19 protein-coding genes are annotated in these 23,117 nt (G+C 74.1%); 9 read left to right on the top strand and 10 right to left on the bottom strand.

The window, feature by feature from the left end; genetic code table 11:
• Nucleotides 1–20: 20 nt before the first annotated feature.
• Nucleotides 21–2,906: a UPF0182 family protein gene (locus tag V3C34_RS06790; protein ID WP_068325606.1), complete on the bottom strand. Its 2,886-nt coding sequence runs from the start codon at nucleotides 2,904–2,906 to the stop codon at nucleotides 21–23.
• Nucleotides 2,907–3,029: 123 nt separating this feature from the next.
• Here V3C34_RS06790 and V3C34_RS06785 point away from each other — a divergent pair, with 123 nt between their 5' ends.
• Nucleotides 3,030–3,608, top strand: a complete 579-nt coding sequence (locus V3C34_RS06785) for a PPA1309 family protein (protein ID WP_082817065.1) — start codon at nucleotides 3,030–3,032, stop codon at nucleotides 3,606–3,608.
• 115 nt (nucleotides 3,609–3,723) lie between these two features.
• Here the strand turns inward: V3C34_RS06785 and V3C34_RS06780 are convergent, their stop codons facing one another.
• Nucleotides 3,724–4,815, bottom strand: coding sequence for a YlbL family protein (locus V3C34_RS06780; RefSeq protein WP_346008367.1), 1,092 nt, complete (start codon nucleotides 4,813–4,815; stop codon nucleotides 3,724–3,726).
• Nucleotides 4,816–4,906: 91 nt separating this feature from the next.
• On the opposite strand from V3C34_RS06780, the gene V3C34_RS06775 reads away from it, so the two are divergent.
• The 4 genes from V3C34_RS06775 (at nucleotide 4,907) to V3C34_RS06760 (ending at nucleotide 9,204) form a co-directional block, all read left to right on the top strand.
• A complete protein-coding gene (locus V3C34_RS06775) occupies nucleotides 4,907–6,307 on the top strand; it encodes a zinc-dependent metalloprotease (RefSeq protein ID WP_346008366.1) in 1,401 nt (466 codons plus the stop codon).
• Nucleotides 6,304–6,867, top strand: coding sequence for an NUDIX hydrolase (locus V3C34_RS06770; RefSeq protein ID WP_346008365.1), 564 nt, complete (start codon nucleotides 6,304–6,306; stop codon nucleotides 6,865–6,867). The genes V3C34_RS06775 and V3C34_RS06770 overlap by 4 nt, the downstream gene beginning before the upstream one ends.
• A 139-nt stretch (nucleotides 6,868–7,006) precedes the next feature.
• Nucleotides 7,007–7,897 carry a TOMM precursor leader peptide-binding protein gene (locus tag V3C34_RS06765; protein ID WP_345914248.1) on the top strand — a complete coding sequence of 297 codons (891 nt, stop codon included), beginning with the start codon at nucleotides 7,007–7,009 and terminating at the stop codon, nucleotides 7,895–7,897.
• Nucleotides 7,894–9,204, top strand: coding sequence for an ABC1 kinase family protein (locus V3C34_RS06760; protein ID WP_068325618.1), 1,311 nt, complete (start codon nucleotides 7,894–7,896; stop codon nucleotides 9,202–9,204). The genes V3C34_RS06765 and V3C34_RS06760 overlap by 4 nt, the downstream gene beginning before the upstream one ends.
• Here V3C34_RS06760 and V3C34_RS06755 read toward each other — a convergent pair.
• The 6 genes from V3C34_RS06755 to nudC form a co-directional block, all read right to left on the bottom strand.
• Entirely contained in the window at nucleotides 9,201–9,785 is a 585-nt protein-coding gene (locus V3C34_RS06755) for an HhH-GPD-type base excision DNA repair protein (RefSeq protein ID WP_068325620.1), read from the bottom strand. The genes V3C34_RS06760 and V3C34_RS06755 overlap by 4 nt on opposite strands.
• Before the next feature lie 106 nt (nucleotides 9,786–9,891).
• Entirely contained in the window at nucleotides 9,892–10,017 is a 126-nt protein-coding gene (locus V3C34_RS06750; protein WP_255218300.1) for a hypothetical protein, read from the bottom strand.
• A 26-nt stretch (nucleotides 10,018–10,043) separates the two neighbouring features.
• The gene (locus V3C34_RS06745) at nucleotides 10,044–10,322 is read right to left on the bottom strand and encodes a WhiB family transcriptional regulator (protein WP_068325622.1); all 279 of its coding nucleotides are present in this window, start codon (nucleotides 10,320–10,322) and stop codon (nucleotides 10,044–10,046) included.
• Nucleotides 10,323–10,459: 137 nt separating this feature from the next.
• The gene (locus V3C34_RS06740) at nucleotides 10,460–10,627 is read right to left on the bottom strand and encodes a hypothetical protein (protein ID WP_169701948.1); all 168 of its coding nucleotides are present in this window, start codon (nucleotides 10,625–10,627) and stop codon (nucleotides 10,460–10,462) included.
• 129 nt (nucleotides 10,628–10,756) lie between these two features.
• On the bottom strand, nucleotides 10,757–12,904 hold the full coding sequence (locus V3C34_RS06735) for an ATP-dependent DNA helicase UvrD2 (protein ID WP_068325624.1): 2,148 nt from the start codon (nucleotides 12,902–12,904) through the stop codon (nucleotides 10,757–10,759).
• Nucleotides 12,905–12,938: 34 nt separating this feature from the next.
• Entirely contained in the window at nucleotides 12,939–13,862 is a 924-nt protein-coding gene (gene nudC / locus V3C34_RS06730) for an NAD(+) diphosphatase (protein WP_068328990.1), read from the bottom strand.
• Nucleotides 13,863–13,948: 86 nt separating this feature from the next.
• Between nudC and V3C34_RS06725 the strand changes: the two genes are divergently transcribed.
• Nucleotides 13,949–15,208, top strand: coding sequence for a phosphotransferase (locus V3C34_RS06725; RefSeq protein WP_346008364.1), 1,260 nt, complete (start codon nucleotides 13,949–13,951; stop codon nucleotides 15,206–15,208).
• 10 nt (nucleotides 15,209–15,218) lie between these two features.
• On the opposite strand, the gene V3C34_RS06720 is transcribed toward V3C34_RS06725, so the two are convergent.
• A complete protein-coding gene (locus V3C34_RS06720; protein ID WP_346008363.1) occupies nucleotides 15,219–18,461 on the bottom strand; it encodes an ATP-dependent DNA helicase in 3,243 nt (1,080 codons plus the stop codon).
• Entirely contained in the window at nucleotides 18,458–21,631 is a 3,174-nt protein-coding gene (locus V3C34_RS06715; protein ID WP_346008362.1) for an ATP-dependent DNA helicase, read from the bottom strand. Before V3C34_RS06715 ends, V3C34_RS06720 begins: the two co-directional genes overlap by 4 nt.
• A gap of 122 nt (nucleotides 21,632–21,753) precedes the next feature.
• On the opposite strand from V3C34_RS06715, the gene V3C34_RS06710 reads away from it, so the two are divergent.
• The 3 genes from V3C34_RS06710 (at nucleotide 21,754) to V3C34_RS06700 (ending at nucleotide 23,090) form a co-directional block, all read left to right on the top strand.
• On the top strand, nucleotides 21,754–22,407 hold the full coding sequence (locus V3C34_RS06710; protein WP_346008361.1) for a TetR/AcrR family transcriptional regulator: 654 nt from the start codon (nucleotides 21,754–21,756) through the stop codon (nucleotides 22,405–22,407).
• Nucleotides 22,408–22,447: 40 nt separating this feature from the next.
• Complete coding sequence (locus V3C34_RS06705; RefSeq protein ID WP_068325632.1) at nucleotides 22,448–22,666, top strand: DUF3107 domain-containing protein; 219 nt, start codon at nucleotides 22,448–22,450, stop codon at nucleotides 22,664–22,666.
• A gap of 154 nt (nucleotides 22,667–22,820) precedes the next feature.
• Nucleotides 22,821–23,090 (top strand): GlsB/YeaQ/YmgE family stress response membrane protein, encoded by a 270-nt coding sequence (locus V3C34_RS06700; RefSeq protein WP_346008360.1) that lies wholly within the window; start codon nucleotides 22,821–22,823, stop codon nucleotides 23,088–23,090.
• The last annotated feature ends 27 nt before the right edge of the window (nucleotides 23,091–23,117 follow it).

Genomic DNA, 23,117 nt, shown 5'->3' with positions numbered 1-23,117 from the left:
AACGGACGGAGCAGACCAAATCAGCTCCCTTCGAGGTCCGCCGATCCCCCACCGGGCTGGGCCTCCGCGGCCTCCTCGAGCTGCTCCTTCAGCTCCTTCTGCGCCTCGTCGTAGGCGGCGAAGTCGCCCTCCTTCAGCGCGTCCTGGCCGTCCTTGTAGGCCTTCTGCATCCCGGCGATCGCCTCGCGCAGCTTCTTCTCGTCCGCCGTGAGGTTCTTGGGCTCCTTCGGCGGCTTCGTCGGCTCCTTCGGCGGCTGGGTCGGATCGCCGCCGCCCGTGACGCCGGCGTCACCGCCGAAGAGCTCGTCGAGCGCCGTCTCCAGGTCCTGGGCCCAGGCCACCTTGCCCCCGAAGGTCACGACGACGATCCGCAGCTGCGGGTAGCTCGTGCCGGAGGCCGACGAGAGATAGATCGGCTCGACGTGGAGGAAGCCCTCCCCGACCGGCAGCGCGAGCTGATTGCCGAAGGAGACCTGCGACCCGCCGCGGTTGGCGTTGTTGAGGTAGTCGGTGAGGGTCTGCCCCCCTTCGCCCGACGTCGCGTTGGACGAGACGATGTCATTTTGCACCTGGCCCACGCCGGGCACGGTCGTGTTGCGCGGCACCGACAGCAGGCGCAGGTCGCCGTAGCCGGACGCAGGCTTGCCCTTGACGTCACCGGCGTCGGCGTCCACGGCGAGGTAGCCGGCCATGACGTTGCGCGACCCCCGGGGGATGTACGTCGACGTGAGCGACCACGAAGGGGAGGACTGGTCCGGCATCGCCAGGGACAGGAAGTAGGGCGGCTGGGCCACGCCGTCGTCCCCGCGGGACGGGTCGTCCGGCACCCGCCAGCGGTCCTGGCCGGCGCGGAAGTCGGCCGCGGAGGTCACGTGGAAGTCGGCGAGGACCGCCCGCTGCATCCGGAAGATGTCCTCCGGGTAGCGCAGGTGCGACATGAGGTCGCCGCTGATCTCGCTCTTGCTCTTCAGGGTCCCCGGGAAGGCCTTGTCCCAGGCGTCGACGATCGGGTCGGTCTCGTCCCACCTGTAGAGGTTGACCGTCCCGTCGTAGGCGTCGACCGTGGCCTTGACCGAGTTGCGCATGTAGTTGACCCGGTCACCCACGAGCGAGCTCTGCTGCTGCGTCTGGACCGAGGAGACCTGGCCCGTCTGCACGCCCGAGAGCGAGAAGGCCGTCGAGTACGGGTAGTTCTGCGAGGTCGTGTAGCCGTCGACGACCCACTGGATGCGGCCGTCGACGATCGTCGGGTAGATGTCGTCGTCGAGGGTCAGCCACGGCGCGACGCGCTGGACGCGCTCCCTGGGCGTGCGGTGCTCGAGCATCCGCGAGTCCGAGCCGACGGCGTCGGAGAGGATGAACTTGGTGTCGCGGTGGGTGATCGCGTACGCCAGCTGGCGTGGCCACGAGCCGATCGAGACGCCACCCTTGCCCTGGTAGGTGTAGCGCGACTCCTCACCGCCGGTCGGGCGGTCGACCTCCCGCGGCGTCGACGTGTCGCCCTCCCCGACGATCGAGAAGTGGTCCATCTCCTCACCGAAGTAGATGCGCGGCTCGTACTCCCCGATCTCGCTCTCCGGCGAGATCCACTGCGGGTTGCCGGCGCGGGCCTGGGTGCCGCGGGCCATCACGAGGCCGTAGCCGTGCGTGTACACCGTGTGGTCGTTGACCCAGTCCCGCCGGTCGGCGGGGACCTTCGCGAGGTCGAGCTCCCGGGCGCCGACGACGACGTCGGTCGTCTCGCCGTCGACGTCGTAGCGGTCGACGTCGAGGTCGTCCTGGAAGGTGTAGTACGGCTGCTGCGCCTGCAGCTCCTGGTAGGTCGCGCTCATCACCGAGGGGTCGAGCAGGCGGATGCCCGGGATCGACGCCGCGTCCTCGCGCAGCTGCCCCGAGGAGACGTCGGAGACCGCGTCGTAGGTCGACGTGGACACCCCGGTCACGCCGTACGCCGCGCGGGTGGCGTCGATGTTGCGTTGGAGGTACGGCTCCTCGAGCGAGTTGCGCGACGGGGAGACCTTGTACGTCTCGACCAGCGCCGGGTAGATCGCGCCCACGACGACCGAGAGGACGACGAGCGTGCCCACGGCGATGAGCGGCAGCCGCCACGAGCGTGACCGGACGGACGCGAGGAAGAGCCCGGCGCACACGGCCGCGGCGACGGCGAGGATGTACTTCGTCGGGATGATGGCGTTCGCGCCCGTGTACCCGACGCCGGTGAGGACCTCCCCTTCGCGCGTCGTGAGGCCGTGGGCGTCGAGGAGGTAGCTCCACGCCCGCAGCAGCGCGAGGACCGAGGCGATGATCGCCAGGTGGAGGAAGGCGGCGCGGGTCGAGCGTCCGCGACCGGGCGGCACGATGCCGCCGTAGACGTAGTGCGCGAAGACCGCCGCGAGCAGCGAGGAGATCGCGGCCACGGTGAGGAAGCCGACGACGAAGCTCCACCACGGCAGCGCGAAGAGGTAGTAGCTGACGTCGCGACCGAACTCGGGGTCCGAGACCCCGGTGCCGCTGCCGTTGCGCCACAGCAGCCAGGTCTGCCACTGACCGGCGGCGGCCAGACCGCCGAGGATGCCGAGCACGGCGGGAAGGGCGAGGACCGTCACCCTGCGGAAGGGCTCGATGGCCCGTCGGTACTGGGCGAGCGCCTGCTCGCCGGGCGTCATCGGGACCGAGAGCGGCCGGGTGCGGAAGGCCAGCCACAGGCTCACCCCGATCGGCACGGCGGTGACCAGCGCGCCGACGACGAAGAGGACGAGCTGGGTGCGCAGGCGCGACCACCACATCCCGGAGTAGCCGAGCGAGCCGAACCACAGGGACTCCGTCCACAGGCTCGCCGCGAGCGTCACGAGCACGAGGGCGACACCGATGGCGACCGCCACCCGGACCAACCGCCGTCGGGGCACGCGTCGGGAGGGTGGAGGACCCTCGTCCCGGGGCGGCGGCGCCCCTCTGTCGTCGTCCGGCCAACTCGCGCTGCTCATGGTGGGGCTACCGTACCCAGCCCACCCGGGAGCCGATGGGGCAGCATGGTCCCCGTGCCCGACTCGTCACCTGACCACACGTCCCCCGAGCCCCCGGCCGGGTCCACCACGGAGCCCCTGGCCGTCACCGCCCTCGAGACCGAGCGCCACGTCGCCTCGGCCGGGTGGGACCAGAACCCGCGCGTCTTCGCCCTCGTCGACACCGCCGAGCTCGTCGCGGCCGAGCCGGGCCTGGCCGCGCAGTTCGGCTCCCCCGCCGACCGGGCGCCGGGTGCGCTGACGGCGATCGAGCAGGAGGACCTGCCCCGCACCGCCGACATCGAGTCGCTCCTCGGGCGGATGGCCTGGCCCGACACCGTCCACGGCGTCGCCCTCGCCGTCGAGCGCATCGTCATCCCGCCGGGCGCCGAGCGCGACCTGCCGGAGGACCCGGCGGATGCCATGACCGCGCTCGCGGCCCACCCGCAGCGCGAGGACGTGCGCCTGCTCGTCGCCGTGCACCGCGATGGTCGCGCCGTGTGCCTGCTGCGCCAGCGGGCCAACGACCGCGACGACCGCGTCGCCACCGGCGAGGACATCGCCCCCGGCCTGGTGCACGCGCTGCGGGCGACGCTCGAGGACTGACCCTTCGAGACGGTCGCTTCGCGACCTCCTCAGGGAGCGGAGACGGTCGCTTCGCGACCTCCTCAGGGAGCGGAGACGGTCGCTTCGCGACCTCCTCAGGGAGCGGAGACGGTCGCTACTGCCTGACGACGTCCTCGCACGTCGGGAAGTCCGCGGTCTCCCCCTTCGCGATGGCCTCGACGGTCGAGGACGCCTCCTCGAAGTCCCCGACGGGGACCACGTGCAGGCCGTCCGGGACATGGCCGACGACGTCCGCGCAGTTGCTGTCGGGCGCGAGGAACCACGTGGCCCCGCTGTCCTGCGCGCCGACCATCTTCTGCGCGATGCCGCCGATCGGGCCGACCGTGCCGGCGTCGTCGATGGTGCCGGTGCCGGCGATCTGCTGACCGCCGGTCATCGCGCCCGGGGTGAGGCGGTCACGCACGGCGAGGGCGAACATCAGGCCCGCGCTCGGCCCGCCGACGTCGCCCGCGTCGATGCGCACCTCGTAGGGGTAGTCGTACGTCGCCTCGACGCCGATCCCGACGCCGGCGCGGCCGCCGCCGAGGTCCGCCGTCCTGACCGTGACCTCGCGCGCCGTGCCCCCGCGGGTGATGCCCAGCTCGACGTCGTCGCCCGGCTGGCGGTCGGAGATCGCCGCGACGATGTCGGCGACGTGCGCGACCGGCTTGCCGTCGACCGCGGTGACCCGGTCACGCAGCCTGACCACCCCGTCGGCGGGCAGGCCCGTGGCAATCGAGGCGACGACATTGCGCTGCGGGACCTTGGTACCCGTGCTGCGCATGCCGACGGCGATCGAGTTCTTCTGCGAGCCCTGCATCTGGGCCTCGTTGAGCTGCTCGATCTCCTGCTCGCTCGTGTCCTTCGGGAAGATCTGCTCCTCGGGCACCACGCGCGCGTCGGGGTTGAGGTGCCCGGCGACCCACTCCCAGCCGCTGATGTGCCGCTCGGGGCCACCGAGGACGCGGACCGTCGTGAAGAACAGCGCGCCGTCCGTCGGGTACGTCTTGGCGCCCTCGACCCGGACGAGCGGGCTGCCGTCGTCGAGGCGACCCAGGGTGTCGGTGGCCGGCCCGGGCTTCTCCACCGCGTACGGGACCTTGATGAAGGTGCCCGCGAGGACGACGATGAGGAGGACCAACGAGACCACGATCAGCCACGTGGCGACGCGTTCGCTGCGCGACGTGGTGTGGGTCGGATCGCTCACAGGGCCTCCTGCCCGGGTGGGAACCATCCGGGACCGCTCGTGGTTGGGTTGGGGGACAGCACATCCTCTCAGGAAGAGACGAGACGCCAGCGTGAGCAACGACCCCAGCACCCCGTCCGGTTCCCCCGGGGACGACGGTCTGCCACCGGAGATCGCCAAGATCTTCCGTGACCTCAACGGCGGCCGCGACCTGCCACCCCAGGTCGTCGAGCAGCTCAAGGCCATGGGCATCGCCGACGCCGACCCCGCGCAGGTGGCCGCGATGACCTCGCAGGTCAGGTCGATGTTCACCCCCGGGGCCATGACGAAGGGGGTCGACGTCACCTCCGCGACCACGACCGCCCAGGAGGTCGCCGAGTCAGAGGACCACGAGATGGGCGCCAGGGAGGCCGTCCTCGCCGAGCAGGCCGTGCACGTCGCCTCGATGTGGCTCGACCAGGTGACCGAGCTCGAGGCGCCCTCGCTCACGGGCGCCGCGCTCTCCCGCTCCGAGTGGATCGAGGCGACGATGCCCGTGTGGGCCTCGCTCGTGGACCCCGTCGCCGACGGCCTGTCCGCCGCGATCCGGAAGTCGATGACCTCACGCCTGCAGGGCCCCGAGGCCCCCGACCTGCAGGCGATGGGCCTGCCGCCCGGGATGGACCTGTCGGCACTCACGCAGCAGCTGGCTCCCTTCGTCGACACGATGGCCTCGCAGCTGATGACCGCGCAGACGGCCGAGGCCGTGGGGACGCTGTCGGCCGACACCCTCACCGCGACCGAGGCCGGCGTGCCGCTGCTCACGACGCGGGTGGCGCTGCTCCCGGGCAATGTCGCGCGGTTCGCCGACGGGCTCGACGTGAGCCTCGACGAGGTGTGGCTGCACCTCGCGGCGCGCGAGGCGGCGCGGATGCGCCTCTTCACCGCCGTGCCGTGGATCGGCCCGCAGATCCTCGCGGCGATCCAGTCCTACGCCCGCGGCATCGCCATCGACACCGACGCGATCGACGCCGCGGTGCGCGACGCCGACCCGACCGACGCAGAGGCCTTGCAGGAGGCGCTCACCGGCGGGTTCCTGCACCCGAGCCCGACGGCCGCACAACGGCAGGCGCTCGTGCAGCTCGAGACGCTGCTCGCGCTCGTCGAGGGCTGGGTCGACCACGTCGCCGCGCAGGCGACCCGCGAGCACCTGCCGCACACGGCCGCGATGACCGAGACGATCCGGCGGCGCCGGGCCACGGGTGGGCCGGCCGAGCGGACCTTCGCCGGGCTCGTCGGGCTCGAGCTGCGGCCGCGCCGGCTGCGCGACGCCGCCAACCTCTTCGCCGCGCTCGAGGAGCGGCTCGGCGCGACCGGTCGCGACGGCGTGTGGGCGCACCCGGACGTCGCGCCCACGGGCGCCGACCTCGACGACGTGCTCGGTTTCGTCGATCGCACGGCCGCCGGCGGGGCCGACACGAGCGACCTCGACGCCGCGCTGGAGTCGATCCTGCGCGAGGCGGACGAGGAGTGACCCGGGAGGACGACCTCCGGGCGCTGCTCACCTCGTGGTCGGCGCCGGACGCCGCCCAGGAGGCGCTGCGCGCCGAGTACCTCGCGCACCTGGACGCGCACGCCGGTGCCTCCCCCGACGTCCTGGCGAAGGGGGGACCCCCCGCCCACTTCACCGCCTCCTGCCTCGTCGTCGACGAGGCTCGTGAGCGGGTGCTGCTGACGCTGCACCGCAAGGTCGGACGGTGGCTGCAGTTCGGCGGGCACATCGAGCCCGGCGACGCGTCGGTCGCCGACGCCGCGCTGCGCGAGGCCGTCGAGGAGTCGGGCCTGCCTGCCGGTGCGCTGACCCTGCTGCCGGGGCTGGCCCAGCTCGACCGGCACGCGCTCGGGTCGGGCTTTCGCCGGTGCACCGAGCACCTCGACCTGCGCTGGGTCGCCGTGGCCGCGGCCGGGGTCGACCCGGTCGTCTCCGACGAGTCGCTCGACGTCGCGTGGTGGCCCGTCGACGCCCTCCCGCCGGACACGGACGCCTCCGTCCTCACCCTCGCCGCCGACGCCACCGAGGTCGCATTCCCCTAGGGCAATGCAGCCTCGATCGTGCATTGCCCCAAGGGAATGCGGGTTCGGGTGGGGCCTGTGGATGACGGCGGCCGCGCGATCGCGGACTCGGCCAGAGTGGTGCCCCAGAGCACCACGCACCCGAGTCGAGCGAGTCGCCATGCACCCATCTCCCCACCTGCGCGGGGCGCGCCTGCGTCCCCTTCGTCGGCCTGACGGGAGCGTCCAGCTCGGGGTCGGACCACGCTCGGTGCGGCTCGTCGGGCTCACCGACGCGGAGTGCCGCTGGCTCGCCTCGCTCGACCCCGCCCGCGCGCTCACCGAGGCCGTGACGACCGCGGCGCTCGAGGGCATCGACCCTGCCCGCGCCACCGAGGTCCTCGACCGGCTCGTCGGGCGCGGCGTCCTCTCTCCCGTCGACGCCGGGCGCACGCCCCGGGTCGCGGTCGTCGGGGCCGGGGCGCTGCCCGCCCTCCTCGTCGACGTCCTGCGGCAGGGCGAGCAGGTGGACGCCGCGCGGGTGCGTCCCGGAGGCGAAGGGAGCGCCGACCTGGCCGTCGTCGTGAGCCCCGCGCCGGCAGACCCGCTCGCCGTCCAGCCGTGGCTCGCCCGGGGCACCGCGGTCCTGCCGCTGTGGTGCCAGCCCGAGCACGCCAGCATCGGCCCGGTCCTGGCGCCGGCAGGCCGGCCGTGCCTGCACTGCCTCGACCTGACCCGGGCGGGCTTCGACCCGGGGTGGCCGACCCTGCGCGCCCAGCTGACCCGGCCGCGGGTCACCGGGCCCGAACCGGCCGACGGGCGTCCCGCCCTTCGCCTCCTCGCGGCCGGGCTGGCGGCCGCGCTCGTCCTCGACCACGCCGCGGGGCGGGTCGAGTGGCCCGAGTGGTCCTTCGAGGTCGCGACGCCCGGCCCGACCCTCGAGCGCCACCGGTGGCCGGCCCAGCCGGGCTGCCCCGAGTGCGGCCAACCGAGCGCGCGTCCGGTCGCGACACCCACGGACGAAGGGGGTTCCGCCCCGCGCTCAGGATGGGGCGACACAATGGCCGGGTGACCCAGATCCCACGCGGAGCCGCCGGCCGGGCCGCGCGCCTCGCCTCGCTCCCGCTCGGCCATGCCGGGCGCAGCGCCCGCGGCATCGGCCGACGCCTCACCGGCACGCCGGCCGACGTCGTCAACGAGGAGATCCAGCGCCGCACCGCGGAGCAGCTCTTCGCCGTGCTCGGCCAGCTCAAGGGCGGCGCGATGAAGGTCGGGCAGGCCCTCTCCGTCCTCGAGGCCGCCATGCCCGAGGACCTCGTCGAGCCCTACCGCGAGATGCTCGTGCGCCTGCAGGACGCCGCTCCCCCGATGACGACGCAGGAGGTGCACGGTGTGCTCGTCCGAGACCTCGGTCCGCGGTGGCGCGAGCAGTTCGAGATCGAGGACACGCCCGTCGCCGCCGCCTCGATCGGGCAGGTCCACCGGGGCACGATGCCCGACGGGCGACGGGTCGCGGTCAAGGTGCAGTACCCCGGCGCCGACAAGGCGCTCCGGTCCGACCTGCAGCAGATCGCCCGCCTCGCCCGGGTCGCGACGACGTGGATGCCGGCGCTCGACGTCAAGCCGGTGACCGAGGAGCTGCTCGCTGCCGCCGACGAGGAGCTCGACTACGCGCTCGAGGCCGCCAACCAGCGCGCCTTCGCCGAGGCCTTCCGCGACGACCCGCACTACGCGGTCCCCGACGTCGTCCTGCAGACCCGGCACGTGCTCGTCAGCGAGTGGCTCGACGGCGCGCCCCTCGGACAGGTGATCCGGGAGGCCGACCAGGACGTGCGCGACCGGGTCGGGCAGCTGTACCTCGGGTTCATGCTGTCGGGCCCGGCGCGCGCGGGGCTCCTCCACGCCGACCCGCACCCCGGCAACTTCCGCCTCACCCCCGACGGGCGCCTCGGGGTCGTCGACTACGGCGCGGTCGCCCGCCTGCCCCAGGGCTTCCCGCCGGTCATCGGCGCCCTCGCGCGTCACGCACTCGCCGGTGACAGCGCCGCTGTCCTGGAGGGGCTGCGCGCCGAGGGCTTCGTCCTGCCCGGCATCGAGCTCGACGCGGACGAGCTGCTGCGCTACCTGCTCCCCTTCATCGAGCCGCTCCGCGAGCCCGAGCACGCCTTCACCCGCGAGTGGCTGCGCTCGGTGACCCGCGGGGTGACCGACCTGCGCGCGCCGGAGTTCGCCACCGGGCTGCGGATCAACATGCCGCGCGAGTACGCGATGATCCACCGCGTCTTCCTCGGCTCCACCGGGGTCCTGTGCCAGCTGGGAGCGACGGTCGCGGCGCGCGGGGCGATGGAGCGCCACCTCCCCGGGTTCGCCGCGGTCTAGGCCCCGCTGGTCTTGTCGGCCTTTGCCTTGGCCTTCGCGGCCTTCTTGTGGTCCCGGACCTCCTGCAGCGAGGTCTCGTCGGTCACGTCGGCGACCGAGCGGCGGGAGCCGTCCTCGGCGTACGGGCCGATCGCCTCGCGCCAGCCCGCGGGCTGCACACCGAGCTGCTTGCCGAGCAGCGCGGCGAAGATGCGCGCCTTCTGGTCACCGAAGCCGGGCAGCGCCTTGAGCCGTCGCACGACCTCGGCGGTCTCGACACCGGTCCAGATCCGCGTCACGTCACCGTCGTACTCGTCGCGCACGACGGCGGCGACGGCCTGGATGCGGCCGGCCATCGAGCGCCCGTAGCGGTGCACCGCGGGCGGCGTCGCGCACAGGTCCGCGAAGGCCTCCGGCTCCGCCTCCGCCAGCGCCGCGGGGTCGAGCGTGCCGAAGCGCTCCTTGACCTTCGCCGGCCCGGCGAACGCGCGCTCCATCGGGAACTGCTGGTCGAGCAGCATCCCGAGCAGCAGGGCGAAGGGGTCGCTCGAGAGCAGCTCGTCGGCCGTCTCGTCCTGGGCGATGCGAAGGGAGGGTGCCATGCGCTCCAGCCTCCCACGGCACTCGCCGCGCGCCGAGACTCGGGTGATGGCTGCTATTCACTCGTAATAGCAGCCATCGCCCGAGTCTCGGCGACGGGAGATCCGATCATCGGAAGCTCAGGTGAACGGGACGGTCGTGGCGGCGGGCCTCGGCGAGGCGACGCTCCACGTCGGGGACGTAGGACAAGGGCTGGTCGAGGGGACGCAGCCGGGGCAGCTTGAGGAACTTCATCGCGGTACCTCCTCTCGAGGGGTCGTTCACGCGGGGACGGGGTGCTTGCGCGGGCGGCCGCGGGGCCGCTTGCGGGGGATGATGCGGCCGGAGTCGAAGAGCTCTCCGCCCCAGACGCCCCAGGGCTCGCGGCGCTCGAGGGCGCCGTCCAGGCACAGCTCCCGGAAGGGGCAGTCCCGGCAGAGGGCCTTGGCGTACTCGACGCCGGCGGGGGTCTCGGCGAACCAGATCTCCGGATCCTCGACCTGGCAGGGCGTGAGGATGCTCAGCCGCTGTATCGGTGGGTGGGTGGTCAGTGCGGTCACGACGGGGTCTCCTGTGGCGAGCGTGCGGTGCTGTGCTGTTCGAGGGGTGGGGCGGCGACGTCCGAGCACGACGAAGGCCGCGGTTCCCGGTGTGTGGGATGCCGCGGCCTGAGAGGGAGGACCTGGGTCCGTCTCGACTAGACGGAGAGTCCTGCAGGGCGCGGGTCCACGACGAAGGGGGTCTTCGGCTCGGCGACCGTGCGGTCGCGATCGATGAAGACGCCGGTGGCGCCGCCGAGGAGGTCGGCGGACGGCACGAGGGCAGCCGTCATCGGAGCGAGGATCATCGTGGTGATCGTGTCCATGGGTGCTGCCCTCCTCTCGTCGGTTGCGCTCTTCGGGCCACACGCTCGCGCACGTCCCGACTGACAGGATCAAACGTAGACCACCCGGTGGGAGCGCGCCAACCCATTAAATCTGCGGATGTTCCCCGGTCAGTCCGCAGGATCTTCGGCGGCGGCCGTCGCGACCTCGTCGGGGTCCGCCCCACCGATGACGGCGAGCACCTGGTCGGCGTAGAGGGAGAGCTTGCGGGGGCCCACACCGCTGATCGCGGAGAGGTCCCGCTGGTGCGTCGGCGCCGCCTCGGCGATCGCCTCGAGCGTGGCATCGGTGAAGACGACGAAGGCTGGCACCGACGCCGCCCGCGAGACCGCGAGGCGCCACGACCGCAGCCGCTCGAAGGTCGCCTCGTCGTACGACGGCGGGCAGTCGGGGCAGCGGCCGGAGGCCCGCTCGGTCGCGGTGCCGAGCTCGGTGCCGCACACCTTGCACACCTTCGGGCGCGCCGCCTTGAGCTTGCTCCCGCGGGGCGCCGACGACTTCTTCGGCGTCGACCGCGCGCCCTCGCCGAGGATGCCGGCCGTCTGGTCGAGGAAGCGGCTGACCCGCCGTGTCCCCCGGGCCCCTGGCGTCCGGGCGCGCGCCCACGACAGGTGCAGCACCTCGCGGGCGCGGGTGACGCCGACGTACATGAGGCGTCGCTCCTCCTCGATCTCGTCCGCGCCCTCCGCCATCATGATCGGCAGCAGCCCGTCGGAGCAGCCGACGAGGAAGACGACGTCCCACTCCAGGCCCTTCGCGGCGTGCAGCGACGCCAGCGTCACGCCCTCGACGTCCGGGGCGTGCTGCGCGGCGATCCGCTCGTCGAGGTCGCGGACGAGCTCGGGCAGCCGCGCCTGCGGGCTGGTGGCGGCCAGTCGCGCGGACAGGTCGACGAGCGCCTTGAGCGACTCCCACCGCGAGCGCACCGCCCCGGTGCTCGCGGGCGCGTCCTCGTGCCAGCCCATGCCGCCGAGCACGTCCCCGACGAGCGAAGGGAGTGGCTTGCTGCCGTCGTCGGTGCGGGCGGCCCCGCGCAGGAGCAGGATCGCCTCGCGGACCTCCTTGCGGGAGAAGAAGCGCTCCCCGCCCTTCACGAGGTAGGGGATCTCGGCGTCGGCGAGGGCGGACTCGAAGGCCTCGGACTGCCCGTTGGTCCGGAAGAGCACCGCGATCTCCCGAAGCGGCCGCCCGGCGGCGACGAGCTCCTTGACCCGGTCGGCGACCCACGCGGCCTCGGCCGGGTCGTCGTCGAGCGCGGTCAGGCGCGGTGGATCTCCCCCTTCGCGCTGGGCCACGAGCTCGACGGCCCCACCGCGACGCTGGCCGCTCGGGTCCGTCAGGAGCTTGTTGGCGAGCGCGAGGACCGGCGGCGTGGAGCGGTAGTTGCGCACGAGGCGCACGGTCGACGCCTGGGGGTGGGTGTCGGTGAAGCGCAGCAGGTGCTGCGGCGTGGCGCCGGTGAAGGAGTAGATCGTCTGCGCGGGGTCGCCGACGACGCAGATGTCGCCACGCCCGCCGAGCCACAGGTCGAGCAGCCGCTGCTGCAGGGCGTTGACGTCCTGGTACTCGTCGACGACGAAGTGCCGGTACTGGTCGCGAACCGTGCGCGCGATGTCCTCGCGCTCCTCGAGGATGCCGACGGTGAGGAGCAGCACGTCCTCGAAGTCGATGACGCCCCGCTCCCCCTTGACGTCCTCGTAGGTCGAGATGAGGCGGGCCATCGCGGTGAGGTCCATGCCCGGAGGCTCGCGGCGGGCCCGTCGGGCCGCTGCGGCGTAGGTCTCCGGGGTGAGGAGCGAGACCTTGGACCACTCCACCTCGGCGGCGACGTCCCGCAGCTCGCTGCGGTCGAGCCGCATGCCCATCCGCGACGCGGCCTCGGCGACCGCCGGCGCCTTGTGGGCCATGACCTCGGGCGCCGCCCCGCCGATCGCCTGCGGCCAGAAGTAGTGGAGCTGGCGCAGCGCCGCCGCGTGGAAGGTCCGCGCCTGCACACCGATCACACCCAGGTCGCGCAGCCGGGTGCGCATCTCGCCGGCCGCCCGGGCGGTGAAGGTCACCGCGAGCACCCGCTGCGGCTGGTACGCGCCGGCGCTCACGCCGTAGGCGATGCGGTGGGTGATCGCCCGCGTCTTGCCGGTCCCGGCACCCGCGAGCACGGCCATCGGGCCGCTCGGGTTGGCGGCGACCTCGCGCTGCTCGGGGTCGAGCGCGGCGAGGACGTCGTCGGCGGACTGCGGGCCGGTCACGTCGATCACCCCGGCACTCTCTCACCCGGGCCTGACGACCCGCTCAGCCGACCTCGTCGAGCCGCCCGCCGAGCCAGCCCTCGATGAGCCGCCCGGAGATCGACAGCCGCCCCGCCGCCCTGACGTACCCGGCGAGCAGCTCCTCGCGGAACTCCTCGCGGGTGAACCACCGCGCCTCGGCGATCTCGTCGGGCTGGCAGGTCAGCTCGCTCGTCGTGGCCCGCGCGGTGCAGCCGATCATCAGCGACGCGGGGAAGGGCCACGGCTGGTCACCGACGAACCGCACGTCGGTCACCGTCACCCCCACCTCCTCGCCGACCTCGCGGACGACCGCGCCGGCGATGGTCTCCCCCGGCTCGACGAACCCGGCGAGCACCGAGAACCTGCCCTCGGGCCAGCCGATGTTGCGCGCGAGGAGCAGGCGGTCGTCCGCGTCGGTCACGGCCATGATCACGGCCGGGTCGGTGCGCGGGTAGTGCTCGGATCCGTCGCGCGTGCAGCGGCGCACCCACCCGGCCTGCACGACCTCGGTCGGCTCGCCGCAGCGCGGGCAGCGCGGGTGGCGCACGTGCCAGTTGGCCAGGCCGAGCGCGGTGGCGAAGAGCGAGGCCTGCGCCGGGCTCAGGTCGACCGCGACCTCGCGCAGACCGGCGAAGGGGGCGGCGTCCAGCCGCTCCTCGCGCGGCACCGGGTTGCCGGGCGGGGTGGGCCGGCACGCGGCGAGGTGCGCGACGCCCTCGTGCCGGCCGAGGTAGAGCAGGAGGGTGTCGGCGTCCTCCGGGGCCGGCGGGCGCAGCGCCAACGAGCGGTCCGGGCGAAGGGGGACCCGGTCACCGACGAGCTCCACGACCCGGGTGGCCGGGTCCTCCAGGAGTCCGCGGAGGAGTCCCGGCTCGCTGCGCGCGGGCCCGTCGCGGTCGAGGATCGGATCCGTCATGGGCAGGTCGCGCATCGGGTCGTGGTCCACGTCGCCCACCCTAGGCCCGGGCCCGATTCGTGGTCCGGAGGGCGTCGCTCCCGGCATCCGGGCCGCCCGACTCGTACGGTGGGCGGGTGACCTCACGTGGACCGCTGCAACTCGCCGCCCTGGCCAGCGCCGCCGTGCCGGGCCTCGACCCCGACTCCGTCGAGGGGGTCGTCACCGACGCGTCGCACCCCTTCGAGGTCGCCTTCGTCCAGGACGACGAGCACCGGCGGTGGGTCATCCGCTCGCCGCGCACGCCCGCCGCGTCGGCGCAGCTCGAGCAGTCCGCGGCGCTCCTCGCGCTGCTGGCCCGTCGCCTGACGATGCCGGTCCCGGCCGTCAAGGGCTGGGTCGCGCTGCCCGAAGGGGGACGCGCCGCCGTCACGACGTACCTCACCGGGCGCATGGTCGACCTGGAGTCGATCGCCCCGGGCACCAAGCTCGCCGCCGGCCTCGGCCGGGCGCTCGCCCACCTGCACAGCCTCGACCGGCGCATCTACGAGGAGGCCGGCGTCCCCGTCTACGACGCGGACGCCTACCGCGCCCGCCGGCTCGCCGAGCTCGACCGCGCGGCAGCCACCGGTCGGGTGCCGACGGGCCTGCTCACCCGGTGGGAGCGCACCCTCGAGGACGTCTCGCTGTGGCGCTTCACGACGACCCCGACGCACGGCGCGATCGGGCCGAGCACGATCCTCGCGACCCCCGACGACGGCGAGGAGCCGGACGTCAAGGGCTTCCTCGGCTGGGAGCACGCCCAGGTCGCCGACCCCGCCGACGACCTGGCCGCCCTCGTCGGCGCGCTGCACCCCGAGACCCTCGACACCGTCCTGGAGGCCTACGCCCACGCCCGCGTCGAGCGCCCCGACCGCCACCTGCAGCGCCGCGCGCGGCTCGTCCACGAGATGCAGCTCGTGCGCTCGATGATGCACGCGGTCGCCGCGGGGGACGACGTCGCCGCCGAGGGCCACGCCTCCCGCCTGCGCCGGCTCGACGACGAGCTGGCCGCCGAGGAGGAGCGCGCTGCCGCCGCGGCACCGACCGTGCCGCCCCAGCCGGCCGAGACCCAGCCGACCGAGACCCAGCCGGCCGAGACCCAGCCGGCCGAGACCCAGCCGATCGAGATGCAGCCCACCGGGGCCCGACCTGAGCCGGAGGACGCCTCCGCCGACTCCGAGGAGGACGCGGTCGTCGTCGAGGGGGCCGGCGCCCCGACCCCGGTCACCCTGCCGGTGGCGGACGCCGAGCGACCCCCTTCGCCCGGGGACGGCGAGCACGAGACCGCGGAGATCACCCCGCTCGGCCACGACGACGAGGACGACGTCGTCTCCCCGGACACCCAGCGGTCCTGAGCCGCGCTCCTCAGGCAGAGGCGGTGAGCAGGGCCGCCACGCGGTCCTCGTCGAGCAGCTCGGGGCGCGTCGTCTCGCCGGTCGCGGCGTGGAAGAAGGCTCCGCGCACCCGCTCCGGGTCGATCCCGCGCCAGCGCGCGTAGGCGATCCGGTAGGCCGACAGCTGCACCGCACGCACGGCCATCTCCTCGCCCCGCGGCGGGCGACCGGTCTTCCAGTCCACGACCGTCACCCCGCCGTCGTCGTCGGCGAAGACCGCGTCGACGCGACCACGGATCGCGTGGTCCCCGATCACGGTCTCGAGCGACAGCTCGACGTCGAGGGGCACGCGCTCGGCCCACTCGCTGGCGAGGAAGTGCTCCTGCATGAGCGCGAGGTCCTCGTCGCCGAGTGACTCGTCCGCGCTGCCGGGCAGCTCGAGGATGTCGACCAGCCCGGCCCGCGAGTAGTGCTCCTCGACCCACGCGTGGAAGGCCGTCCCCCGCCGCCCCGCGACCTGCGGTGCCTGGGGCATCGGCCGGCGCAGGTCCAGCGCGAAGGCCTGCGCGTCCCGCGCCAGCCCGACCAGCTGCGAGGTCGACAGGTGCGCCGGCAGCTCGACCGCGACATCGGCCCCACGCGCCCGCCGCCGTCGCTCGCGCTCCTCGAGCAGGATGCGCAGCTCGTCGTCGAGGGGGTCGGCACCCAGGTCGGTGCCGGGGTCGCTCCCGTCGACCATCGCGACGGCAGCGGCGGCCAGTCCCGGCCGCTCGGGCGCGACGTCGTCCCCGGGCCACACGACCTGGCGGCCGACGGCGAGCGCGGGGTTGGGCTCGTCCTTGGTCTGCGGCATGGCCGCCCACTCGATCGTGCGGACCACGCCCGTCGCCCGGGCCTCCTCGATGAACCGCGAGGGCAGCCGCGGCGTCGCGCCCGTCGGCCCCCAGACCCAGGACCCGAGCAGCAGCTGGCTGCGCGCGCGGGTGCACGCGACGTACGCCAGCCGGCGCTCCTCGAGCAGCGCGTGCTCGCCGCCCTCGGCCCGGTAGCGCTTGAGCTCGTCCTGCAGCGCCTTGGCCTGACCGAGCGAGAGGTCGAGGACGGGCAGCCCGCCGCGGTCGCCGCGCAGCGGGTAGGGCACGCCGTCGAGGCCCGAGATCCACCCGGACTCGTTGACCTGGCCGAGGACCCAGTCCCCGTCCCGGTACGAGGCCCGCGACGCGTGGGCCGGGAAGCCGCCCTCGACGAGCCCGGGCACCGCGACGACGTCCCACTCCAGCCCCTTGGCCGCGTGGCACGTGAGGACCTGGACGGCGTCCTTGGTCGGCTCGACGACGGGCTTCTCCAGGCCGCGCTCCTCGGCGACGGCGGCCTCGATCCAGTCGATGAACCCGCCGAGCGTCGGCCGGTCCGCGCTCGAGGAGAACTGCGCTGCCACGTCGGCGAAGGCGTCGAGGTGGGCGCGCGCCGCACCCGGCGACCAGCCGGGCCGGGCGAGCACCTCGACGTCGACGCCCAGCTCGCGCTCGGCCTCGCCGACGAGGTCGGGCAGCGGCATGCCGGCGTGCCGCCGCAGCCGAGCCACCATCCCGGCGAGACGGTGCAGCCGGGCCAACCCCTCCGCGGAGATGGACTGGCCGCCGTCGCCCGCCCACCCCGGCTCCGGCAGCTGGTCGAGCGCGTCGATGATCGTCACCGCGTCCTCGGGACCGGGCGTCGGCGCCCCGTCGGCGACCTCGGCCGCGGCCTGCCGACCGAGGTGGCGTGCCCACGCGCCGAGACCGTCGAGGTCGGCCGGGCCGAGCAGGCCAGGCGGTCCGGTGAGCAGACGCATCAGCCGGTCGCCGCGGGCGGGGTCCTGCACGACGGTGAGCAGCGCGATGACGTCGGCGACCTCGGCGGTGAGGAGCAGGCCGCCGAGACCGACGACCTCGTAGGGGATCCCGGCGAGCGCGAGGGCGTCGACGACGGCCGTGAACTGCGAGCGCTTGCGGCACAGGACCGCGGCGGTGCGCAGACCCCCTTCGTGCCGGGGCTTGATCCACGCGGCGATGGCCGCCGCCTCGTCGTGGGCGGTGAGCGAGCGCAGCGCCTCCACCTGGCCACGCCCCGCCCCCGGCCGAGGACGAAGGGGGGCGACCGGCACCGTGGTCGTCGCGGCCAGCTCACCGGCCACGGCGTTGGCGACCTCCAGGATGGTCTCGTCGTTGCGCCAGCTGATCGACAGGTGCTCGACGGGCGCAGGTCGCCCCTCGGTGGCGAAGTACTCGGGGAAGGTCGACAGGGTGGTCGAGCTCGCGCCGCGCCAGGCGTAGATCGACTGGTGCGGGTCGCCGACCGCCGTCACCGCAGCCGGGACCTGCCCGTCCGGTGCGAACAGCCGGCGCATGAGGACCATCTGTGCCTCGGAGGTGTCCTGGAACTCGTCGAGCAGGACGACACGGAACCGCTCCCGCTCCGCGCGACCGAGGTCGGGGAAGCGGGTCGCCAGCGCCGCCGCGAGCGCCATCTGGTCCGAGAAGTCCATGACCGAGCGCTCCCGCTTGACCTCGAGGTAGCGCTCGACGATCGGCAGGATGAGCCGCTGCTCGCTCATCGGCGTGATGACCTGCTTGCGGTAGTCCTTGGTCAGCGCCTTGTCGCTCGCCTCGACCGCCTCGAGGTGGGCGAGGGTCCGCGCGGTGAGCGACTCGATGTCGCCGGGGGTGCGCAGGTGCTCGGCGAGCTCACCGGCGAGCGACACGACGGCGCTGGTCACCGTCGACTCGACCTTGTCGAGGTCCTCCATCGGCCCGTCCCAGGCCATGACGACCTCGTGGGCGAGCTGCCAGGTGGCCGCTTCGGAGAGCATCCGCGAGTCCTTCTCGTAGCCCAGGCGCAGCGCGCCCTCGCGCACGAGCCGACCCGCGTACGCATGGTACGTCGAGACGGTGGGCGTGCCGCCGAGCCCGTCGGCGTCGGCGTCCTGCGCCGGGCTCCAGAGGCCGACCCGCTCGAGCGTCGCGAGCCGTCGCGCGACCCGCTCCGCGAGCTCCCCGGCTGCCTTGCGGGTGAAGGTCAGACCGAGCACCTGCTCGGGCGTCACGAGGTCGTTGGCGACGAGCCAGACCACGCGGGCGGTCATCGTCTCGGTCTTGCCGGACCCGGCGCCAGCGACGACGAGCAACGGGGCGAGCGGCGCCTCGATGATCCGGCGCTGCTCGTCGGTCGGCGGGTGCTCCTGACCGAGCGCACGGGCGAGGTCGACGGCGGAGATCTTCGGCGGTGGCGTCATCGCAGCCGCCCCCCTTCCTCGTGGGCCGGGCAGGAGGAGCGGACCGGGCAGATCCGGCACTGCTTCTCGCTCGGCGTCGCGACGAAGGTGGCCGCGGCCATTCCCTCCGCGGTGTCGGTGACGAGGTCGTGGAAGCGGCGCGGCTCCGCCGACCCCGTGATGGCGTCCTGCTGCTGCACGGCCTTGCCCGAGGAGTGCCCGCGACCGAGCTGGACGAGCGCAGCCCCGGCCACCTCGCTGCCGTGCTGCCCGAAGCCGCCCTCGGCCACGGCGACCTGGTAGGCCCCGAGCTGTGGGTGCTCGGCGACCTCCGCCGCCGTCGGCGCAGAGCTGCCGGTCTTGTAGTCGATGACGCGCAGGCGCCCGTCGGCATCGGCCTCGAGCCGGTCGACGCTGCCGCTCAGCACGGCCCGACCGAGCTCCACGCGGAAGCGCTCCTCCGTCGCCACCGGCCGCCACCCCTCGGCGGCGGAGCGCCGGTGGTACTCGGCCAACCAGTGGATCATCTGCTGCGCGCGCTCGTACTTCTGCTCGGTGACCCACCCCGGAGCCATGCCCAGCTGGGGCCACCGACGCTCGAGCTCCGCGCGGAAGGCCTCCTCGCCCGCGTCGCCGAGCTCGTGGGCGATGTCGTGGACGAGGGTGCCCACCTCCATCGAGGTGCTGCTCGGCCCTTGCCCACCGGCCGACTGCAGCAGCCACCGCAGGCCGCACTCGGAGAACTGGGCGACCTTGGACGGGCTCACGCCGACCGGCACGCCCTCCGCCCGCACGGGGCGGGCGTCGGTGAGGTCGCGCAGCGCCCACCACGAGGACGGGTCCGCGCCGGGGACACCCGCCGCCGCGAGGTAGGAGAGCCGGGCGACGGCACGGGCCACCTCCTCGGGCGAGCGCGGGTGGCCCTCGGTGCCCACGAGCTGCTGGCGCAGCCGGGCGACCAGACCGGTGAGGTCGAGCGGCGGGGGCACGTCGGTCGGCTCACGACGACGTCCGTCGTCGGGCAGGGGGTCGACGAGGTCGAGGTAGACCGAGGGCTGCTCGTCCTCGGCGGCCACGGCGGTGACGAGCACCCGTTCGCTCGCCCGCGTGAGGGCGACGTGGAAGAGCCGCGTCTCGTCGTGCCGCACCGCGGCGGCCGCCCCGGCTCCGGCGCGGTCGCGCCCGGTGACGACGTCGACGAGGCGCTCCGAGCCGAGCAGGGAGCCGCGCAGGCGCAGGTCGGGCCACACGCCCTCCTGGACGCCGGCGAGGACGACGGTGTGCCACTGGTTGCCGGCCGCCGTCTGCGGGGTGACGAGCGCGACCGCGTCCGGGTCGGGGCTGCGCGCGGCGAGCGAGTCCGCCGCGACCGACCGACCGGCCACGGCGTCGAGGAAGGCGTCCGGGCCGGAGGCCGGCAGGGCGTCCTGGTGCGCGGCTGCCGCGTCGAAGAGCGCCACGACCGCGTCGAGCGAGCGGTCGGCGCGCGCGCCCGCGGGTCCCCCGGCGAGCGCGGTGGCGCGCCAGGGCTCGGCGAGGCCGGTGGCCTGCCACAGCTGCCACAGGACGGACTCGGCGGTCACCCCCTTCGCCCACCCACGGCCGTCATCGGAGGTCGGCGCCGCGGCCCGCCCGGCCGCGAGGACGGTGGCGAGCCGCAGGAGCGGAGCCGCATCCTCACCGAGGTGGGCCAACCGTTCGGGGTCGAGGACCAGCTCCCCGAGCAGCTCGTCGCTCGTGCGGGTGCCCTCGACAGCGAGCTCCTCCCGCCGCAGCACGCGACGCAGCCGACGGATGGCGACGGTGTCCGCGGCGACGAGCGGGCTGGCGAGCAGGTCGACGACGTCGGTCGCCGGGAGCGCGTCGAGGCGCCCCCGGGCGAGGTCGACGACGAGGGAGAGCAGGTGGAGCAGCGGGCGTGCCGCCGGCTCGTCGCGCACCGGCACCCGGTGCGCGTCGGCCAGGACCGGCACCCCGCGGGCGGCGAGCACCCGGCGCAGCGTCGCCTGGCGCGCGGAGCCGCGCACGACGACCGCCAGCTCGGACCACGGCACGCCGTGGAGCAGGTGGGCCCGGCGCAGCTCGTGGGCGATGAAGGCCGCCTCCTGCGCGCTGGAGTGGAGCACGTGGGCCTCGACGCTGCCGCCGGGCCGGGCAGCGGCCGCTGCGCGCTGCCGGCCTCCGCCGAGCGCCGCGATCTTGGGCGTGACGCGGGCCGCGGCCGCGTGCACCGCCTCGGGCATCCGGTACCCCCGGCGCAGGACGAGGTCGATGACCGTCCGCCCGCCCCAATCGCCGACGAGGTGGTGCGGGTCGGCGCCGCGGAAGCCCTGCACGGTCGCGTCCGGGTCACCGACGAGGACGAGGTCGACGCCGTCCCCGGTGAGCACCCGCAGCAGTCGAGCCGCAGGCGCGGTGAGCTCGTGGGCGTCGTCGACGACGACGAGCCGCAGGCCCGAGCGCACCCGTTCGCGCGCCTCCGGGTCGTCCTCGAGGAGCTCGGCAGACGCGGTGAGCACCCAGGCCGGGTCGAAGGCGCCCGGCCTGGACAGCGCCGTGACCTCGTCGTACTCCCGGGCGACCTGCGCGGCGGCGACCCACTCGGGGCGGTCGTGCTCGACGCCGAGCCGCGCGAGGTCGTGCGGGGAGACGCCGTGCTCGATCGCGCGCATGAGCAGGTCGCGCAGCTCCTCGCGGAACCCGCGCGTCGTGAGTGCCTCGGCGAGGTCCTCCGGCCACCGTGGACCGGCGCCGGACTCGCGGTGCCCGTCGAGCAGCTCGCCGAGCACGAGGTCCTGGTCCGCGCCGGAGAGGAGCCGCGGCGCCGGGGCACCGGCGAGGACCGCGTGCTGGCGCAGCACCGCGAAGCCGAGCGACTGCATCGTGCGCGCCATCGGCTCGGTCGTCGCCCCGGAGAGGCCCGCCGTCACGGCGTCACGGGCCTCGGCCGCGGCCAGCCGGGTCGCGGCGACGAGGAGGACCTCGTCGGGGGCGCACTCCCCCTGCGCGACCCGGTCGAGCACGGCGGCGACGGCGACGCTCGTCTTGCCCGTCCCGGGCGCACCGAGGACCCGCACGACGTCACCGCGCGCGCCGACCGCGGACGTCTGGTCGGCGTCGAGCGATGGGGCGACGGCACCGCCCTTCGTCGTCGGCGGTCGCAGGTGCACGGTGGGGAGCTGCTCGGTCACGCCCCCATCCCACCACCCCGGGCCGACAACGACCGGTGGCGCATCCGGGGCCGGGGTCGGCACTACCCGCAGGTAGGCTGGTGAGCCCCGCCACGTGGCGGTCATCGACACCCGGAGGACCCATGAGCTCCCACGCGCCCGGCACGCGAGTGCAGCGCATGCCCCGAGCGCAGCGCCGTGCCCAGCTGCTCGAGGCCGCGCTCACCGTCTTCGTCTCGCGGGGCTACCACGCGGCTGCGATGGAGGACATCGCCGACCAGGCGGGCGTCTCCAAGCCGGTGCTCTACCAGCACTTCCCCGGCAAGCTCGAGCTCTACCTGGCCCTCCTCGACGTCCAGTGCGACACGCTCGAGGCGCTGGTGCTCGAGGCCCTGGGCTCCAGCACCGACCACGAGGAGCGCGTCTACGCGACCGTCGCCGCCTTCTTCAGCTTCGTCGCCGACCAGGGCGGCGCCTTCCGCCTCATCTACGAGTCGGACCTGACCAACGAGCCCCAGGTGCGGCACCGCATCGACGCCCTCGAGGCCCAGCTCGGCGAGGCGATCGCCGAGCGCATCACCGAGGACACCCCGCTGCCGCAGGAGCTCGCCGAGATGCTCGGTCTGGCGATGGCCGGTGCCGCGCAGGTCATGGCCCGCACGTGGCTGGCGCACGGCAGCCAGTTCCCGAGGGAGGTCGCCCAGCAGGCCGCGGGCCACCTCGCGTGGCGCGGCATGGGGTCCTTCCCGATCAACCGCATGGGCGACCCCGACAGGGCCGCTGACATCCCCGGGTGACACGATGTCACCGTCATCCCCCGACACCGAAGGAGTGACCGTGGAGGTCAAGATCGGCATCCAGAACGTGGCCCGTGAGGTCGTCATCGAGGCCGAGGGCTCCGAGACCGAGATCGAGACCGCCGTGCGCGCCGCGCTCGACGGCGGACCGCTCGTGCTCACCGACGACAAGGGCCGTCGCGTCATGGTCCCCGCCGGTGCGCTCGGGTACGTCGACGTCGGTGAGCCCACCCGTGGCCGGGTCGGTTTCGGGGCCTGATTGTCACGCGGTGAGCATCCACCGCAGCGAGATCGTCACTTCCTGACAGTCGCCCCAGCAGCCTCAGGAGTCTATGTTGGTCACGGAGAGCCCACACGGGGCTACCTGAGCGCGCCCGCTCACCCCTGTCGGGCGCAAGAAGGAGCTGATCAGCATGTTGTGGACCATCATCGTCACGATCATCGTCGGTGCCATCATCGGCGCCTTGGCCCGTCTCGTCCTGCCGGGGCGGCAGAACATCTCCACCCTCGTCACCGTGATCCTCGGCATCGTGGGTGCCCTGATCGGCTCGTGGGCCTACACCGCGCTGTCGGGCAACGACAACACGAGTGGCATCGACTGGATCGCGTTCATCCTCGGCGTCATCGCCGCCGCGATCCTGATCGTCATCTACGGCATGGTCGTCGGTCGCAAGCAGGTCTGACGCGCCGTCCTGAGGAGGTTGCTCGGC

Origin of the sequence: Janibacter terrae, from assembly GCF_039636765.1 — a bacterium.
Taxonomy (GTDB): Bacteria; Actinomycetota; Actinomycetes; order Actinomycetales; family Dermatophilaceae; genus Janibacter; species Janibacter terrae.
Note: the sequence above shows the minus strand (reverse complement) of the source record. Positions and strands in the feature narration are given on the sequence as shown.